Source organism: Vogesella margarita, assembly GCF_028548475.1.
GTDB classification, from domain to species: domain Bacteria; phylum Pseudomonadota; class Gammaproteobacteria; order Burkholderiales; family Chromobacteriaceae; genus Vogesella; species Vogesella margarita.
On record NZ_JAQQLE010000013.1, the window covers coordinates 64,090 to 81,781 of the forward strand.

The 17,692-nt window shown below is 65.4% G+C and carries 15 protein-coding genes; 8 read left to right on the top strand and 7 right to left on the bottom strand.

What is annotated here, in order from left to right; all coding sequences use genetic code 11:
* Positions 1-3 precede the first annotated feature (3 nt).
* The 5 genes from argS to PQU96_RS13770 form a co-directional block, all read right to left on the bottom strand.
* Complete coding sequence (argS, locus tag PQU96_RS13750) at positions 4-1,722, bottom strand: arginine--tRNA ligase (protein ID WP_272772974.1); 1,719 nt, start codon at positions 1,720-1,722, stop codon at positions 4-6.
* Between the two features lie 133 nt (positions 1,723-1,855).
* Complete coding sequence (trhP, locus tag PQU96_RS13755) at positions 1,856-3,205, bottom strand: prephenate-dependent tRNA uridine(34) hydroxylase TrhP (protein ID WP_272772975.1); 1,350 nt, start codon at positions 3,203-3,205, stop codon at positions 1,856-1,858.
* A 19-nt stretch (positions 3,206-3,224) separates the two neighbouring features.
* Positions 3,225-3,644, bottom strand: coding sequence for a hypothetical protein (locus tag PQU96_RS13760; RefSeq protein ID WP_272772976.1), 420 nt, complete (start codon positions 3,642-3,644; stop codon positions 3,225-3,227).
* 157 nt (positions 3,645-3,801) lie between these two features.
* The gene (locus PQU96_RS13765; RefSeq protein WP_272772977.1) at positions 3,802-4,017 is read right to left on the bottom strand and encodes a hypothetical protein; all 216 of its coding nucleotides are present in this window, start codon (positions 4,015-4,017) and stop codon (positions 3,802-3,804) included.
* Between the two features lie 4 nt (positions 4,018-4,021).
* Positions 4,022-4,858, bottom strand: a complete 837-nt coding sequence (locus PQU96_RS13770) for a ferritin-like domain-containing protein (protein WP_272772978.1) — start codon at positions 4,856-4,858, stop codon at positions 4,022-4,024.
* 98 nt (positions 4,859-4,956) lie between these two features.
* Here PQU96_RS13770 and fliW point away from each other — a divergent pair, with 98 nt between their 5' ends.
* Positions 4,957-5,397, top strand: coding sequence for a flagellar assembly protein FliW (gene fliW, locus PQU96_RS13775; RefSeq protein ID WP_272772979.1), 441 nt, complete (start codon positions 4,957-4,959; stop codon positions 5,395-5,397).
* Between the two features lie 141 nt (positions 5,398-5,538).
* Here fliW and typA read toward each other — a convergent pair whose 3' ends face one another.
* The gene (gene typA / locus PQU96_RS13780; protein ID WP_272772980.1) at positions 5,539-7,356 is read right to left on the bottom strand and encodes a translational GTPase TypA; all 1,818 of its coding nucleotides are present in this window, start codon (positions 7,354-7,356) and stop codon (positions 5,539-5,541) included.
* Positions 7,357-7,472: 116 nt separating this feature from the next.
* On the opposite strand from typA, the gene PQU96_RS13785 reads away from it, so the two are divergent.
* The gene (locus tag PQU96_RS13785) at positions 7,473-8,336 is read left to right on the top strand and encodes a hypothetical protein (RefSeq protein WP_272772981.1); all 864 of its coding nucleotides are present in this window, start codon (positions 7,473-7,475) and stop codon (positions 8,334-8,336) included.
* 248 nt (positions 8,337-8,584) lie between these two features.
* Here the strand turns inward: PQU96_RS13785 and PQU96_RS13790 are convergent, their stop codons facing one another.
* Positions 8,585-9,577 (bottom strand): NAD(P)H-quinone oxidoreductase, encoded by a 993-nt coding sequence (locus PQU96_RS13790; RefSeq protein ID WP_272772982.1) that lies wholly within the window; start codon positions 9,575-9,577, stop codon positions 8,585-8,587.
* 48 nt (positions 9,578-9,625) lie between these two features.
* Between PQU96_RS13790 and PQU96_RS13795 the strand changes: the two genes are divergently transcribed.
* From PQU96_RS13795 to PQU96_RS13820, 6 genes are all read left to right on the top strand, one after another.
* Positions 9,626-12,049, top strand: coding sequence for a heavy metal translocating P-type ATPase (locus PQU96_RS13795; RefSeq protein ID WP_272772983.1), 2,424 nt, complete (start codon positions 9,626-9,628; stop codon positions 12,047-12,049).
* The gene (gene ccoS, locus PQU96_RS13800; RefSeq protein WP_272772984.1) at positions 12,049-12,228 is read left to right on the top strand and encodes a cbb3-type cytochrome oxidase assembly protein CcoS; all 180 of its coding nucleotides are present in this window, start codon (positions 12,049-12,051) and stop codon (positions 12,226-12,228) included. The genes PQU96_RS13795 and ccoS overlap by 1 nt, the downstream gene beginning before the upstream one ends.
* Before the next feature lie 385 nt (positions 12,229-12,613).
* Positions 12,614-13,984, top strand: a complete 1,371-nt coding sequence (gene trkA / locus PQU96_RS13805) for a Trk system potassium transporter TrkA (RefSeq protein WP_272772985.1) — start codon at positions 12,614-12,616, stop codon at positions 13,982-13,984.
* A gap of 1 nt (position 13,985) precedes the next feature.
* Complete coding sequence (gene gloA2, locus PQU96_RS13810; protein WP_272772986.1) at positions 13,986-14,384, top strand: SMU1112c/YaeR family gloxylase I-like metalloprotein; 399 nt, start codon at positions 13,986-13,988, stop codon at positions 14,382-14,384.
* Entirely contained in the window at positions 14,378-15,832 is a 1,455-nt protein-coding gene (locus PQU96_RS13815; protein ID WP_272772987.1) for a TrkH family potassium uptake protein, read from the top strand. Before gloA2 ends, PQU96_RS13815 begins: the two co-directional genes overlap by 7 nt.
* 2 nt (positions 15,833-15,834) lie before the next feature.
* Positions 15,835-17,673 (top strand): lytic transglycosylase domain-containing protein, encoded by a 1,839-nt coding sequence (locus tag PQU96_RS13820; RefSeq protein WP_272772988.1) that lies wholly within the window; start codon positions 15,835-15,837, stop codon positions 17,671-17,673.
* The last annotated feature ends 19 nt before the right edge of the window (positions 17,674-17,692 follow it).

The window sequence follows — 17,692 nt, forward strand, 5'->3', positions numbered from 1 at the left end:
GTCTTACATCGCTTCCAGCACCGCGATGCCGAGCAGGCCAAGGCCGGTTTTTAGCGTCTTGCCGGTCAGCGCCGCCAGTTGCAGGCGGCTGTGGCGCACCTCGCCCTCGCTCTTCAGGATCGGGCAGGCCTCATAGAAGCGCGAGAACAGCGTCGCCACGCTGTACAGGTAGCTGCACAGGTGGTGCGGCTGGCTGCCGTCGGCCACGGTGAACAGCACGTCCTCGAACTGCGACAGCGCCACCGCCAGCTGCTTCTCCGCCGCTTCGCTGATGACGATGGCGGCCGCCGGGTTGTAGTCCTCGGCCTTGCGCAGCACGCTTTGCACGCGGGTGTAGGCGTACTGCAGGTAAGGCGCGGTATTGCCCTCGAAGCTGAGCATCGCGTCCCAGTCGAAGATGTAGTCGGTGTTGCGGCTCTTGGACAGGTCGGCGTACTTCAGCGCGCCGATGCCCACGGCCTCGGCGATCTGGCGGCGTTCGCTTTCCGCCATCTCCGGGCTCTTGTCCGACACCAGTGCGTAGGCGCGCTCGATGGCCTCGTTCAGCAGGTCAACCAGCTTCACGCTGTCACCGGAGCGGGTTTTCAGTGGCTTGCCGTCCGGGCCCATGATGGTGCCGTGGCCGATGTGCTCGAACTGCGCGTCGGCGCTCAGGAAGCCGGCCTTGCGCGCGGTGGTGAACAGCTGCTGGAAGTGCAGGCTCTGGCGCGAATCGACCACGTACAGGCAGCGGTCCAGTTTCAGCTCGCGGGTACGGAAGCGGATTGCGCCCAGATCGGTGGTGGCGTACAGGTAACCGCCGCCCTGCTTCTGCACGATGTAGGCCGCAGGTTCGCCTTCCTTGTTCTTGAACTCGTCGAGGAACACCACCTGCGCGCCCTGGCTCTCGGTCAGCAGGCCCAGCTGGCGCAGCTCTTCCACCAGCACCGGCAGGTCGTCGTTGTAGAAGCTCTCGCCGCGCACGTCGTCGTCGGTCAGCAGCAGGCCCAGCTTCTGGTAGATGGCGTTGCAGTGCGCCAGCGACAGCTTGACGAACTGCTGCCACAGCGCCAGCACCTCGGCGTCGCCCGACTGCAGGCGTACCACGTAGTCGCGGGCCAGATCGGCGAAGGCCGGGTCGTCATCGAAGCGTTTCTTGGAGTGCTTGTAGAACACGTCCAGGTCTTTCAGCTCCAGATCCGCCTCGCCCGCGGCGCGCGATTCCACCATGTGCGCCACCAGCATGCCGAACTGGGTGCCCCAGTCGCCGACGTGGTTCTGGCGGATCACGTCATGGCCGATGAAGCTGTTCACCCGCACCAGCGCGTCACCGATGATGCCGCCGCGCAGGTGGCCGATGTGCATTTCCTTGGCCAGGTTCACCGACGAATACTCGACCATCACCTTTTGCGGCGCCACCTTGGCGATGCCCAGCGCGTCGTCATGCAGCGCGGTCTGCAGGCGCGCGGCGACGAAGGCCGGGTCGAGGTGGATGTTGATGAAGCCGGGACCGGCGATCTCGATCTTGCTGGCGATGCCGGCCAGGTCCAGCTTGGCCACCACCTGCTCCGCCAGCGCGCGCGGGTTGGTCTTCAGCGCCTTGGCCGCGCCCATCACGCCGTTGGCCTGATAGTCGCCGAATTCCGGCTTGGAAGCGGTCTGGATGGCAGCATTGGCGCCCTCGACGCCGACGGCGGCCAGAGCGGCCACTACACGGTCATTGATCAGTTGCTGAATGGTCATATCGGTCCTGAAAAATCAAAGGCCGGACGCAAGGAGCGCCCGGCTGGGATGCAATGCACAAATTGTACGGGCTAACCGTGGTTGCGGCCAACCTTTGCACCACAAAGGTTGGCCGCAACCACGGGGATATGGCTCAGAACAGGCGCGCCAGCAGCGCTTTCTCCATGCCGGCCATGCCGGGGATCTTCACCTTCACGCCGTTGCCCGGCGCCACGCTGGCGGCCTCGCCGTTGCGCGTCATCGCGGTCAGTTCCACGGTGCGGTTGCCGCTCGGGTGGATGATTTCCACGCGGTCGCCGACGGCGAAGCGGTTTTTCACGTCGATGGTCGCCCAGCCGTCGGCGTCCACTTCCGTCACGTCGCCGACGTACTGGCTCTGCTTGGCGATGGAGTGGCCGGACAGGTAGTTCTGGTGTTCCTGCGTCTGGTGGCGCTCGAGGAAGCCCGGGGTGTAGCCGCGGTTGGCGAGGCCTTCCAGCTCGGCCAGCAGGCTGTAGTCAAACGGGCGGCCGGCGACGGCGTCGTCAATGGCACGGCGGTAGGTCTGCGCGGTGCGCGCCACGTAGTACAGGCTCTTGGTGCGGCCTTCGATCTTCAACGAATCGACGCCGATCTTCACCAGCTTCTCCACCTGCTCGACGGCGCGCAGGTCCTTGGAGTTCATGATGTAGGTGCCGTGCTCGTCCTCGATGATCGGCATCATCTCGCCCGGGCGGTTGGCCTCTTCGATCAGGTAGGTCTTGTCGGCCAGCGGGTGGCGCTGCTGGCTGCCGCAGGACGAGAAGCTCTGGTTGGCTTCTTCCAGCGCCTTGCCGAAGTCGAAGTCGATCTTCTGCGGCTTCACGTCACCGGCGTCGTCGCCCTGGGTGTCGTGCACCTTGTAGTCCCAGCGGCAGGCGTTGGTACAGGTACCCTGGTTCGGGTCGCGGTGGTTGAAGTAGCCGGACAGCAGGCAGCGGCCGGAGTAGGCAATGCACAGCGCACCGTGCACGAACACTTCCAGCTCCATGTCCGGGCATTGCTGGCGGATCTCGGCGATCTCGTCGAGGCTCAGCTCGCGCGACAGGATGATGCGTTCCACGCCCATCTTCTGCCAGAACTTCACGCCCATATAGTTGGTAGTGTTGGCCTGTACCGACAGGTGGATGGGCACGTGCGGCCAACGTTCGCGCACCATCATGATCAGGCCGGGGTCGGCCATGATCAGCGCGTCCGGCTTCATCTCGATCACCGGTTCCATGTCCGACATATAGGTCTTGATCTTGCTGTTGTGCGGCAGGATGTTGCTGGCCACGAACAGCTTCTTGCCGCGAGCGTGCGCTTCTTCGATGCCGATGCGCAGCTCTTCCAGTTTGAAGTCGTTGTTTCGCGCACGCAGGCTATAGCGCGGCTGGCCGGCGTACACCGCATCGGCACCAAAATCGTAGGCGGCACGCATTTTGTCCAGCGTGCCGGCAGGCAGTAGCAGCTCGGGAGCTTTCATCGGGGGCTTCTTCAGTGGTTCAGTGCAACAGACAGGCCATCGGCAGCGGTGCGAGGTCAGGCTCGACAAAAGCCCGGCGTGCGATGTCGTCGTTGAGTTTGTGTTCGGAATAGTGTTGCCGCAGCAGCGCAGGCAGGCCGTCGACGAGGTCGGCGTTGGCCGCAACAAAATCCTGCCAGTTGTCCAGGCACTCCGGCATGGCGTCGAGACGGTCGTAGACCAGGGTCAGACTGGCCATGGTCAGCGTGTGGTGGTACTTCTCCGCCGCACCCTGCGCCATCGCGTAGCGCGACAAGGCGCGCGCGCAGCGGGCCGCCGCCTCGCGCGCGGGATAAAGCCGGCGGTACGACCACGCCGCCAGCAGGTGCGCGCGATGATTGAACTCGGCCGCTGGCAGGGTATTGCTTTCCAGCTGCAGCAGAAACGCCTGTGCATCCATGTCTGATTGTCCCGGAGTCAAGCCAAAGCAAAAGGCCCCGCGACGGAGCCTTTTGATGAATTTTTTGTTGCGCTGCGATTATGCGCGCCGCCCTGCGCAGCGTCAAGCCGGCCACCGGGCACAACAGCGACATCAAGTTACTGTTTTTGTAGCATTTTTAGCGTTTTCCACCGCGCAAGAACGCCAGGAGGCCCAGCATCTGGCCGGCCACGCCCAGCACCATCAGCACGATGGACAGCAGCAGCATCGGCACGCTGCCGGCCGCCGCCTGCTGCAGCGCAGAAGCCAGCACGAACAGCAGGCTGCCGATGATCATGCAGCCGATGGCCAGCGGCCGTCGTGCGCACAGGTGACGAAACAGTTGTTGCAGCATGGTATTACGCTCCGGCTGAAAGGCGCCGCCGGGTGACGGCAAAGTCTTCCAGCATCGCCAGTTCGAAATCACTGAAGCCCGCCGCCCGGCGCGCCTCCCAATTGTAAGCACCGCGCAGGGTATCGACTTCGTAGTCGATCAGCAACTGGCGGAAGCAGGCCAACGGCTCGATGCCGCGGGCGTCGCACAGCGTGGTGAACCAGTAGTTGCCGATCTGCACGTGGCCGATCTCGTCCTCGAAGATCCGGTCGAGAATGGCCACCGTTTCGGCGTCGCCCAGCGCCGCCAGCTTTTTGCGGATCGGCGGCACCGCATCGAGTCCGCGCGCCTCCAGCACCCGCGGCACCAGCGCCATGCGCACCATCACGTCGTGGTCGGTGTCCACCGCCATCTGCCACAGGCTGTTGTGGCCGACAAAATCGCCGTAGTCGAAGCCCAGCTGCCGCAGCCGCTCGCGCAGCATGTTGAAGTGGGTCGCCTCCTCCGCCGCCACCCGCAGCCAGTCCTCGACAAAGGCGTCCGGCATGTCGCGGAAACGCCAGACCGCGTCCAGCGCCAGGTTGATGGCATTGAACTCGATATGGGCGATGGCGTGGATCAGGCCGGCACGGCCGGCGACGCTGCCCAGCCCCTGGCGCGGCACCTCGAACGGAGACACCAGCTGCGGCCGCGCCGGGCGCCCTGGTGCCGGCAGCGGATGCGGCAAGGGCAGCGCGTCCGTGTCGCGCACCAGTTGTCCGTCCAGCCATTGCCGGTAACAGTCGCTGGCGAGCTGCGGTTTGGCGTCGATATCGCTGCTGCACAGCGCCCGGTAGACGGCGGGATAGAGAGAGGAAGTCATGGCGCGGCATTTTACCCGTTGCCGGCTGACATTTGTCAGCCAACAACGCCCGCGGCTATTGCATAATGCCGGTTCACGATGTCATGAGGAGACGCACCATGCTGTTCAATTCCAGCCTGCTCGGCCAGGTCGAAGTCGATGAAAACACCATCATCACCTTCGAGGCCGGCCTGCCCGCCTTCGAGAACTGCACCCGCTTCAAGCTGTTCCACGAGGCCGACAGCGATAACCCCAGCGTGTTCTGGATGCAGTCGCTGGACAACCCCGACGTGCTGTTCAGCGTCACCGACCCGCAGAAACTCGGCATCCGCTACGAGATCGAGCTGAGCCAGGACGAAGTCGCGGCCCTGGCGCTGAGCCGCCCGGAAGACGCCGCCATCCTGCTGACCATCTACCGTGAGCTGCCGGACGACGAAGCCAACCCGGCGCTGTCGCAGCTACGCGCCAATGTGCGCAACCCGCTGATCATCAATCTGGCGACGCAGAAAGCGCTGCAGAAAACCGGCCTCGCCTGCGACATCGTGTTCCACAACCGCTGAGTCGGGTAGCAACAGGACAAGGTTGGCCGCAACGCTTGCGGCCAACCTTGTCACCGCCACCATGAAAAAACCGCCCGACAGGCCAGGCCTTTCGGGCGGTTTTGCTGACAGCCGGAACCGTTGCCGGCTCCGGCCTGCCGATTAGTTGGCGGCTGCCTTGTTCATGCGGCGACGATCGGATTCGTTCAGGAAACGCTTGCGAATACGGATCGACTTAGGCGTGATTTCCACCAGTTCGTCGTCGTCGATGAATTCCACGGCCGATTCCAGAGTCATCTTGATCGGGGTGGTCAGGCGCACGGCTTCATCGGTACCGGAGGCACGCACGTTGGTCAGCTGCTTGCCTTTGACCGGGTTCACCACCAGGTCGTTGTCGCGGCTGTGGATACCGATTATCATGCCTTCGTACAGCTTGTCGCCTGGCGACACGAACATGCGGCCGCGGTCTTCCAGCTTCCACAGTGCGTAGGCTACGGCTTCGCCGTTTTCCTGCGAGATCAGCACGCCATTGTGACGGCCCGGCATGTCGGCTTTCACCGGTGCGTAGTCGTCAAACACGTGGCTCATCAGGCCGGTGCCGCGGGTCATGGTCATGAAGTCGGACTGGAAGCCGATCAGGCCACGTGCTGGAATGTGGTATTCCAGACGGGTACGACCCATGCCGTCGGATTCCATATTGGTCAGCTCGCCACGGCGACGACCGATTTCTTCCATCACGCCGCCCTGGTGGTTGTCTTCCAAGTCGATGGTCAGGTTTTCGTACGGCTCGCACTTCTCGCCGTTGATTTCCTTGTACACCACGCGCGGCTTGGCCACGGCGATTTCAAAGCCTTCACGACGCATGGTTTCCAGCAGGATGGTCAGGTGCAGTTCGCCACGACCGGACACGCGGAACACGTCGGAGTCTTCGGTGTCTTCGACACGCAGCGCCACGTTGGTCAGCAGTTCCTTGGTCAGACGATCGCGGATCTGGCGCGAGGTCACGAACTTGCCTTCGGTACCGGCCAGAGGCGAGGAGTTCACCATGAAGTCCATGGTCAGGGTCGGCTCGTCCACGCCCAGCACCGGCAGGCCAACTGGCTGGTCCTTGTCGCAGATGGTCACGCCGATACCGATATCCTCGATACCGGAGATGATGATGATGTCACCGGCTTCGGCGCCCTCAACCGGCACGCGCTCCAGACCACGGTAACCCAGCACCTGGTTGATACGACCGGCGGCAACCTGCTCTTCGTGGTTCATCACCACAACTTGCTGGCCCGGCTTGATGCGGCCGTTCAGCACGCGGCCGATACCCATGCGACCGGTGTAGGTCGAGTAGTCCAGCGCGGAGATCTGGAACTGCAGCGGGGCGTCGGAATCACCGGCCGGAGTCGGTACGTGCTTGAGCACGGTCTCGAACAGCGGACGCATGTTGTCGGAGACTTCTTCCAGTTCCAGCTTGGCAAAGCCGTTCAGGCCGGAAGCGTAGATCACCGGGAAGTCCATCTGTTCGTCGTTGGCACCCAGCTTGTCGAACAGGTCGAAAGTCTGGTCTACCACCCAGTCCGGACGTGCGCCCGGACGGTCTACCTTGTTGATCACCACGATAGGACGCAGGCCCAGGGCCAGTGCCTTCTTGGTCACGAAACGGGTTTGCGGCATCGGGCCTTCAACGGCATCCACCAGCAGCAGTACGCCATCCACCATGCCCAGAACGCGCTCTACTTCACCACCGAAGTCGGCGTGACCAGGGGTGTCAACGATGTTGATGTGCACACCTTCGTACTCGACGGCGGTGTTTTTGGACAGAATGGTAATGCCACGCTCTTTTTCAAGATCGTTGGAGTCCATTACACGTTCGTCAACTTGCTGGTTTTCACGGAAAGTACCGGATTGACGCAGCAGCTGGTCAACCAGCGTGGTCTTGCCGTGGTCAACGTGGGCGATAATGGCGATGTTACGAATTTGTCGGGTCATGGGAACACGTAGTTTTAGAAAGTCGCGCGAATCATAGCACAAACGGGGTTACAGTTCACCGCCTGGGGTGGCTTTATTTCGGTACACTGGCGGCGTTTCATCAGGAGAACAACACAATGTACGACTGGAATGCGCTTTGGCACACTCATGCCGGCAAACAGCAGCGTTTTGCGAGCGAGACGCTGGACATCAACCAGCTGGCTCCGGAACTGGACGCCACGCTGCATCGCGCCGCGCGCAACCCGCACGACATCGCCGTCTATGACCACGGCGACCACTACAGCCTGCTGCGCCACGACCAGGGGCTGCAGCTGCTGCGCCTGGAAAAGCGCGTCCTGTTCGACATTGCCATCCGTTTGGTTACCGCCGACGAGGGTCAGCCGCTGACACTGCCCTACCTGGAAGTACTGGTCGACAACCTCGCCACCGGCGAGGCCGGCAGCTGGCGCGCCGAAGTCCGCTGCAGCGAGGAAGGCGAGCTGCTGGCCAACGACACCCTGCTGCAACACGAGCAGCCGCCGGCAATGGACTGGCCCGAGCTGAGCTTTGCCGACGACGCCCGCTTCGCCGCTGCGCTGCGCGACAGCTGGCAGGAAGCTGCCGAGGCCGTCACCCTGGACGCCGCCGCCTGGTTCAACGCCGAAGCACTGGAGCAGCACGCGACCGAGCCGCCGCTGGATGCGCGCATCCAGCAGATGTGCGAGCGCTACGCCGAGATCGTCCGCCGCGAGCAGGCGCTGCTGTCGCGCCAGTTCAGCGACGAGGAACTGATGCTGATCGCCGAGGTGCTGCGCGGCGTGACCTTCGAATCCGCCGAATCTTGCCGCGGCCTGTGGCTGGCGGTGGAAAACCGGCTGCTGCAGGACGAACTGGACCGCAAGCACGGCGTCGATGGCACCGCACTGCTGCGCCAACTGCAACAGCTGAGCTACACCCAAGAAGTGGCGCTGATCGAGGCGCTGGCACCGACGCAGGACTGAAAACCTGTTCACGATCTGCTGCGCTTCGTGAAACGTTACACGATGAGTACGCCTTCGGAATGCTCATTGACCCCATGTCAACTCCGCTTCCTCAGCCGTTTTCGCCTTGTCTCGCGTGAGCGTGCGAGATCGTGAACACGTTCTAAGCAAAAAAACGGGGCAATCCGTCCAAAGATTGCCCCTACCCCTATCCATTCAGCAGAAAGTGAACACCGTTTGCTGATGCACTGCATCATAGCGGCGCCAGATTACGCCGCCGTGACAGGGAACAGCGTCAGCACCACCTTGCCGAGATTGCGGTTGTCCGCCAGATACTGATGCGCCTCGGCCACCGCCGCCAGCGGATAGCTGCTGTCCAGCGTCACGCGGGCGCGGCCGGACCGCAAGGCCGGCAGCACCTGTGTTTCCAGCGCCTGCGCCAGCTGTGCGCGCCGCGCCAGCGGCTGGGTGCGCAAGGTCGAGCCTTGCACCCGCAGGCGCTTCATCAGCAGCTGCGCGAGATTGATCTCGCCCTTGCTGCCGCCCATTACCCCGATCAGCAGCAGCCGGCCGTCGGCGCGCAGGCTGGCCAGATTGTCGGCAAACAGCGCCGCGCCCACCGGATCCAGGATCACGTCGACGCCCCCAGCGGCTTTAAGGTTGGCCGCAAAGCCCGGCTGCCGGCTGTCGATGGTCAGCGTCGCGCCCAGCGACTGGCAGTAACAGCGTTTCTCCTCACTGCCGGCGCTGGCCACCACCTCGGCACCGAGCAGTCCGGCCAGCTGGATCGCCGCCGCGCCGACACCGCTGGCGCCGGCGTGGATCAGCGCCCGTTCGCCCTCCTGCAGCTCGGCCAGCTCGACCAGGTTCAGCCACGCCGTCATCCACGCCTCCGGCAGGCTGGCGGCCTCGACCCAGCTCAGCCAGTCCGGCTTCGGGATCGCCACCGCGCTGTCCAGCAGCGCGTATTCGGCATAGCCGCCGCCCGCCACCAGCCCGAACACAGCATCGCCCTGCTGGAAACGCGACGGGCCATTCACCTCGTCGACAATGCCGGCCACCTCCAGCCCCAGCAGCGGCGATGCGCCCGGCGGCGGCGGGTAATGCCCCTCGCGCTGCACCAGATCCGCCCGGTTCACCCCGGCGGCCAACACCCTGACCCGCAGCTGGCCCGGCTGCGGCTGCGGCTTTTCGATCAACGCCAGTTCCAGCGTATCCACCCCGCCCGGGGCCTGTTGAATCACGGCCTGCATAGACATCATTGACCCTCCGCAAGCTAAGCATGTGCACTTGCATTACAATAGCACGCCATGAGCGCACCCTGTTTCCACTGCGGGCTTCCCGTCCCCGCCGATGCCGACTATCCCGTCCGTTACCGCCAACTCCCCCAGCAAACCTGCTGCGCCGGCTGCCAGGCCGTGGCGCAGACCATCATCGATGCCGGGCTGGACGACTACTACCAGCACCGTACCGAAGGTGGCCGCCAGGTCGAGGCGCTGCCGGTCGAGCTGTTGCAACAGATGCAGCTGTACGACAACGACGAACTGCAGAAAAGCTTCGTCCACCTCGAAAGCGAGCAGATCCGCGAGGCGGCGCTGATACTGGAAGGCATTACCTGCGCCGCCTGCGTCTGGCTCAACGAGCAGCACCTGCGGCGCCTGCCCGGCGTGCTGGCGGTGGACATCAACTACGCCACCCACCGCGCCCGCGTGCGCTGGGACAACAGCCAGCTGCAGCTGTCCGCCATCCTGGAAGCCATCGCCGCCATCGGCTACCGCGCCCATCCCTACGACGCCTCGCGCCAGGAGGCGCTGCACCAGAAGGAACGCAAGCAGGCGCTGAACCGGCTGTGGGTCGCCGGGCTGTCGATGATGCAGGTGATGATGTACGCGGTGCCGGTGTACATGGCGCCGGACGGCGAGATCGAGTCGCAATATCTGTGGCTGCTGCACTGGGCCAGCTTCGTGCTGACCGTGCCGGTGGTGATCTACTCCGCCATTCCGTTCTACCGCGCCACCTGGCGCGACCTGAAAACACGCCGCGCCGGCATGGACACGCCGGTCACCATCGGCATCCTCACCGCCTTCTTCGCCAGCTTCTGGGCGCTGATCAACCGCATCGAACACGGCATCTACTTCGACTCGGTGTCGATGTTCGTGTTCCTGCTGCTGGGCGGGCGCTACCTGGAAGGCATGGCGCGACGCAAGACCGGCGAGGCCACCGAGCGGCTGGTCAAGCTGCTGCCGGCCTTCGCCCATCGCCTGACCAACTGGCCGGCCTCGCGCGACAGCAGCGAGGTGGCTGCGGCCAACCTTGCGCTGGGCGACCTGCTGCTGGTCAAGCCCGGCGAAACCATCCCCGCCGACGGCATCATCCGCGACGGCCAGTCCAGCATCGACGAATCGCTGCTCAGCGGCGAGAGCCTGCCGGTTGCGCGCCGCATCGGCGAGGAAGTCGTTGCCGGCAGCGTCAACAGCGCCAGCCCGCTGGTGATCGAGGTCAACCGCATCGGCCAGGGCACCCGCCTGGCCGGCATCGTGCGACTGCTGGACCAGGCGCTGGCGGAAAAACCGCGGCTGGCGCTGCTGGCCGACCGCTTCGCCAGCGTGTTTGTCGCCGCGCTGCTGCTGGTGGCGCTGGCCACCTTTGCCGGCTGGTACTGGTACGAGCCGGCGCGCGCGCTGTGGGTCACCGTCGCGGTGCTGGTGATCTCCTGCCCCTGCGCGCTGTCGCTGGCGACACCGGCAGCGCTCACCGCCGCTACCGGCCACCTGGCGCAGCTGGGCGTGCTCACCGCCCGTGGCCATGCACTGGAGACGCTGAGCAAGATTACCGACGTGGCGTTCGACAAGACCGGCACCCTCACCCACGGCCGCATGCAGCTGCTGCATACCCAAACCTTCGGCGCGCCAGACAGCACTGCGGCGCTGGCGCTGGCGGCGGCGATGGAATCCGGCTCCGAACACCCTATCGCGCGGGCGCTGCTGGCCTCCAACCAGGCACCGCTGCCGGCGCTGGTTGATGTAGCCAACACCCCCGGCCAGGGCATCAGCGCCCGCCTGCAGAACACCGTCTGGCGCCTGGGACGGCCGGAGTTCGTCAGCCGCCGCGCGCCGATCATCCCGGCCGACTGGCCGGCGGCGGCGACCTGCATCGCGCTGGGCCACGACGACGAGATCGTCGCCCTGTTCGCCATCGGCGACCAGCCGCGCACCGAGGCCGCTGCCGTGGTGCAGCAACTGCAGCGCCGCGGCCTGACCCTGCACCTGCTGTCCGGCGATGCCGCGCCCGCAGTCGAACACCTTGCGGCCAACCTTGGTCTCGATCACGCCCGCGCCGCGGCCACGCCGGAAGACAAGCTGGCCTACGTCAGCCAGCTGCAGCAACAAGGCCGCCGCGTGCTGATGATAGGCGACGGCGTCAACGACGCGCCGGTGCTGGCGCGCGCCGACGTTTCGCTGGCGATGGGCGGCGGCACCGACGTCGCCCGCGCCAGCGGCGACCTGATCCTGATCCACGACGAGCTGGGCCGGCTGCCGACGACGCTGGCGCTGGCGCAGCGCACCATGCACATCATCCGCCAGAACCTGTGGTGGGCGGCGCTGTATAATCTGCTGGCGCTGCCGCTGGCCATCGCCGGCTGGGTCACGCCGTGGCTGGCCAGCCTCGGCATGGCGCTCAGCTCCTTGCTGGTGGTGGGCAACGCCCTGCGTCTGATCAAACGGGATAAATAATGGAAAGCCTGTATTTGTTGATACCGATGAGCATCGTGCTGGTGTTTTTCATCGGTGTGCTGTTCTGGTGGTCGACCCGCTCCGGCCAGTTTGACGACCTGGAAGGCCCCGCGCACCGCATCCTGATGGACGACGACGACACCAGCAACGACACCAGCACGCCGCCTGGCGCGCGCTGAGCCCGGTCACCGTTCCCGACGCCACGCCGAACCCCGGTGTGGCGTCGTGCTTTTCGGCCATGCCGCCGTGCGGCGCGGCAAAAAAACGGGGGAGCAAGCTCCCCCTCGAAAACCGTACCGCTGCAGGGCACGCAGCCGGCACGGCCACAGACCGACCGCCACATCACGGCAGCCATCGGCTTGCCGTCATTGTGCGCAGCGGCCCATCATCCGGCCAATTAATTGTCGCCAAACTGGCAATTATGTTTTTCAATCGTCCTGCCGCGGCACAAGGCGGCGGGCAGCCGCTAAAATGGCCGGCCCAGCGTGATGATGCCAATGGCGTCGCCGCCGCACCCACCAACACAGCGCCGTCGCCAGCGCGACCAGCAAGGACACGACACGGATGAGAATCCTGATTCTGGGAGGAGGACAAGTTGGCGCCAGCGTGGCGGAAAGCCTGACCAACGAAGGCAACGACGTCACCGTGGTCGATCAGGACGCCAACCTGCTCAAGCTGCTGCAGAACCGCCTCGACATCCGCACCGTGCTCGGCAACGCCGCCCATCCGTCGGTGATGCTCAATGCCGGCGCCGAAGACGCCGAGCTGCTGCTGGCGCTGACCCGCAACGACGACACCAATCTGCTGGCCTGCGCGCTGGCCCGCACCCAGTTCAACATCCCCACCTGTATCGCGCGCATCCGCGCCAGCGATTACGTGGAAGGCCGCCACGCGGTGCTGGAGCAGTTTTCGGTCGATCACGCCATCTGTCCGGAGCAGATCGTCACCAATAACCTGTACCAGCTGCTGTCCTACCCGCGCGCGCTCCAGGTACTGGACTTCGGCCACGGCCTCGCCCAGCTGGTGGTGGCCCGCGCCGGCAGCGACGGCAAGCTGGTCGGCCGCCCGCTGAAGCAGATCCGCGACGACATGCCGGACAGCGATTCGCGCATCTGCGCCATCTACCGCAACGACAAGCTGATCGTGCCGGACGGCGACACCGTGATCGCCCCCGGCGACGAGGTGTTCTTCATCGCCGCCAAGGCCGACGTGCCGGGCATGCTCGGCGAGCTGCGCAGCAGCGAGAAGCCGGTTCGCCGGGTGATGATCGCCGGTGGCGGCAACATCGGCTACCGCCTGGCGCGGCTGCTGCAGGACGACTACGAGGTCAAGCTGATCGAGGCGCGCGGCGAGCGCGCGGTGTGGCTGTCGGAAAACCTGGACAAGGTACTGGTGCTGCACGGCGAGGCCACCGACGAGGCGCTGCTGGAGGACGAGAACATCGACGAGATGGACGTGTTCTGCGCGCTGACCAACGACGACGAGGACAACGTGATGTCCACGCTGCTGGCCAAGCGCATGGGCGCCCACCGCGTCATCGCGCTGGTCAACCGTTCCAGCTATGTCGACCTGCTGGAGGGCAACCGCATCGACGTGGTGATCTCGCCGCACCTGTCCACCATCGGCTCGGTCCTGGCGCACCTGCGCCGCGGCGACGTGGTGGCGGTGCACCCGCTGCGCCGCGGCGCCGCCGAGGCCATCGAGGTGATTATCCACGGCGACGAGCACACCTCGCGCCTGGTTGGCCGCAAGGTGGAAGACATCAGGATGCCGGCCGGCTGCACCCTCAGTGCGGTGATCCGCGGCCAGCAGGTACTGATGGCGCACCACGACCTGGTGCTGTGCAGCGAGGACCACCTGATCATCTTCGTGTCGCGCCGCCGCCAGCTGCGCCAGATCGAGAAGCTGGTGCAGGTCAAGATGGGGTTCTTCTGACATGCTGCTGCAAGGCATCCACCACGTGGCGCTGATCTGCCGCGACTACGCACAGAGCCGCGCCTTCTACCACGACATTCTGCGTCTGCCCATCGTCAGCGAGCACTACCGCGCCGAACGCGAGTCGTGGAAGCTCAACCTGGCGCTGCCCGACGGCAGCCAGCTGGAGCTGTTCAGCTTCCCGTCGTCGCCGCCGCGCCCCAGCCGACCGGAGGCCTGCGGTCTGCGCCACCTCGCCTTCCGTGTCGCTGACCTCGACCACGTTATCGCCACGCTGGCTGCGGCCAACGTTGCCAGCGAAGCGGTGCGCACCGACGAGTACACCGGCCGACGCTTCACCTTTATCGCCGATCCGGACGGCCTGCCGCTGGAGCTGTACGAAATGGCGTCGCCATGCTGAAAATCCTGCCCGTCATTCATGTCCTGGCCAAGCTGATCATGCTGTTTTCCGGCATTTTCGCGTTTCCGGCGCTGGTATCCTGGTATTACGACGACGGCACGCTGCCCTACTTTGTCCGCGCCGCGGCCGCCAGCGGCATCGCCGGCTTCCTGCTGTGGATCGCCACCGCGCGCTTCGAACGCGAGCTGAAGCCGAAGGACGGCTTCATCCTGGTGACGCTACTGTGGATCACCTTTGCCGTCACCGCCTGTCTGCCGATGCTGTTCTACCTGCCGGGCATGTCGGTGACCAATGCCTTTTTCGAGTCGATGTCGGCGCTCACCACCACCGGCGCCACCACCATGCAGGGGCTGGACCGGCTGCCGCCGTCGATCAACTTCTGGCGCCACTTCCTGACCTGGCTTGGCGGCATGGGCATCATCGTGCTGGCGGTGGCAGTGCTGCCACTGCTGGGCATCGGCGGCATGCAGCTGTACAAGGCGGAAACCCCCGGCCCGATGAAGGACAACAAGCTGGCGCCGCGCATCGGCCAGACCGCGAAGAACCTGTGGTACGTGTACTCGGCGCTGACCCTCGCCTGCTACGCCTGCCTGCTGCTGGCCGGCATGGCGCCGCTGGATGCGCTGTGCCACGCCTTTACCGCGGTGGCGCTGGGCGGCTTCTCCACCAAGGACAGCAGCATCAGCCACTTCGACTCCTGGCAGATCGAGGCGGTGCTGTGCGTGTTCATGGTGCTGGCGGCGATGAACTTCGCCACCCACTTTCTCAGCTGGCAGCGCCGCAGTCTGAAAAGCTACTGGCACGACATCGAGGCCCGCTACGTGGTGCTGTTGCTGCTGGGCAGCATCCTGGCGATGAGCCTGTACCTGTGGTGGCAGCAGATCTACACCTTCACCACCGCGCTGCGCTATGTATCGTTCAACCTGATCTCGGTGGCCACCGACACCGGCTACGCCAGCACCGACTACGCCCAGTGGCCGATCTTCGTGCCGCTGTGGATGCTGTTCCTGTCCTGCCTCACCGTCAGCTCCGGCTCCACCGGCGGTGGTATCAAGATGATCCGCACTCTTATCCTGACGCGACAGGGCTACCGCGAGATGAGCACCCTGCTGCACCCGAAAGCGGTGCTACCGCTGAAGATCGGCAACCGCGTGATTCCGGAGTCGGTCGCCTTTTCGGTGCTCGGCTTCATCTTTGTCTACTTCATGAGCGTGGTGGCGTTCACTTTCGTGCTGATCGGCAGCGGGCTGGATTTCATCACCGCCTTTACCGCCAGCCTGGCCTGCATCAACAACATCGGCCCCGGCCTGGGGCAGATCGGCCCAACCGGGAACTACGCCGGCCTCAACGACTTCCAAACCTGGGTGTGCGCACTGGCCATGCTGGTGGGCCGCCTCGAGGTATTTAGCGTCCTGATCCTGTTTACCCCTACTTTCTGGCGAAAATGACCATGCGACACCCCCTGACCCTGCTGGCTTTCGCCCTGCTACCCTGCTTTGCCCACGCCGTCAGCGACAGCACACTGCTGGCCGCGCGCGAAGCCTTCCGCAACAACGACAGCGCCCGCCTGGCCAGCCTCGGCGACGGCAGCGGCGACCGCGACCCGCTCGCCGCGTGGCCGGGCTACTGGCAGGCGCGGCTGGCGCTCGACAACGGCGACGACAACCCCAGCCGCGCCTTCATCAGCAACGGCGGCAACGCCTTCCTGCGCGAGCGGCTGCTCAACGACTGGGTACAGTCGTTAGGCAAGCGCGGCGACTGGGACGGCATCCTGCGCGTGGCGCCGGTGCTGTCCGCCGAGGCGCGCGACACCGACAGCGCCTGCTGGCTGGACGTGGCCACCCTCAACCGCCGCCAGACCGTGGCCAGCGCGCCGGACCTGTGGCAGAACGTGCGCCTGTCCGACGGCTGCGCACGACTGGTGGAAGAACAGGCCGCCCGCGGCATCCTGGCCCCGGCACAGACCGAGGCGCGCATGCGCCTGCTGCTGGCCGGCAACTACCTGACCGTGGCACGGCGACTGGCGGCTGCGGCCAACCTTGGCGAGCGCTTCTTCACCCCCGGCGGTGCCGAACAGCAGGTGCAGCAACTGCTGACCCTCGGCAAGAACAACCCGGTGGCGGCGCTGGAGCGGGCCGCCGCCAGCGAGGCGATGTTCAGCAAGGCGCAAAGCGGCTTCCTGTACGGCCAGCTGGCACTGCGCAGCGCGCAACGGCTGAACATGCCGCAGGCACTGGACGCCTTCGAGCGCGCCGACCCGCAACAGCTGACCGAAGAACAATGGGAGTGGTGGCTGCGCGCCGCGCTGCGCCAGCAGGACTGGGCGCGGCTGGAGCAGCTGACCCGCCGTCTGCCGGAAACGCTGGCCGCCAAGGGCGCCTGGCAGTACTGGCGCGCACGCAGCCTGCAGGCGCTGGGCCGCGGCAACGAGGCCACGCCGCTCTTGATCAAGACCAGCTTCGAGCACAACTACTACGGCCTGCTGGCCAAGGAAGAGCTAGGCACCACGCTGGAAGCCCCGCTCAGCCGCAGCCCGACCCCGCCGGCCCTGCAGCGCCAGCTGCTGGCCGACCCCGACATCCAGCACGCGCTGGCACTGTTCGATCTGTCGCTGCGCAGCGACAAACCGGAGTGGCGCGAAGACGGTCGCCGTGTATGGCGCTGGGCGCTGCGCGGCCGCAACGACGAGCAGCTGCTGGCCGCCGCCGAGATCGCGCTGGATCGCCACCTCTACGACATGGCGATCTACGCCGCCGAGCGTACCGTACGCACCCACGACTTCAGCCTGCGCTTTCTGACCCCATACCGCGACACCACCCGCCGCTACGCCAGCCAGCTGGAAATCGACGAGGCCTGGGTCTACGGCCTGATCCGCCAGGAAAGCCGCTTCCTCAACGTTGCCCGCTCCGGCGTTGGCGCCAGCGGCCTGATGCAGCTGATGCCGGCGACCGCGAAATGGGTGGCCGGCAAGATGGGCCTGCCGAGCTACCAGGTCAACGACGTGGACACCAACATCCGCCTCGGCACCTGGTACCTGCGCCACGTGCTGGACAACCTGTCCAGCCACCCGGTACTGGCCACCGCCGCCTACAACGCCGGCCCGGGCCGGGCCCGCAGCTGGCAGGCGGCAATGCCGCTGGAAGGCGCGATCTACGCGGAAACCATTCCGTTTACCGAGACCCGCGACTATGTTCAGAAGGTGATGGCCAATGCGGTCTATTACGCCGGCGCATTCCGCCAGCCCGGCAACACGCTGAAATCGCGACTGGGCACCATCCCGGCACGCTGACCGGGGTTCCGACAGGGAG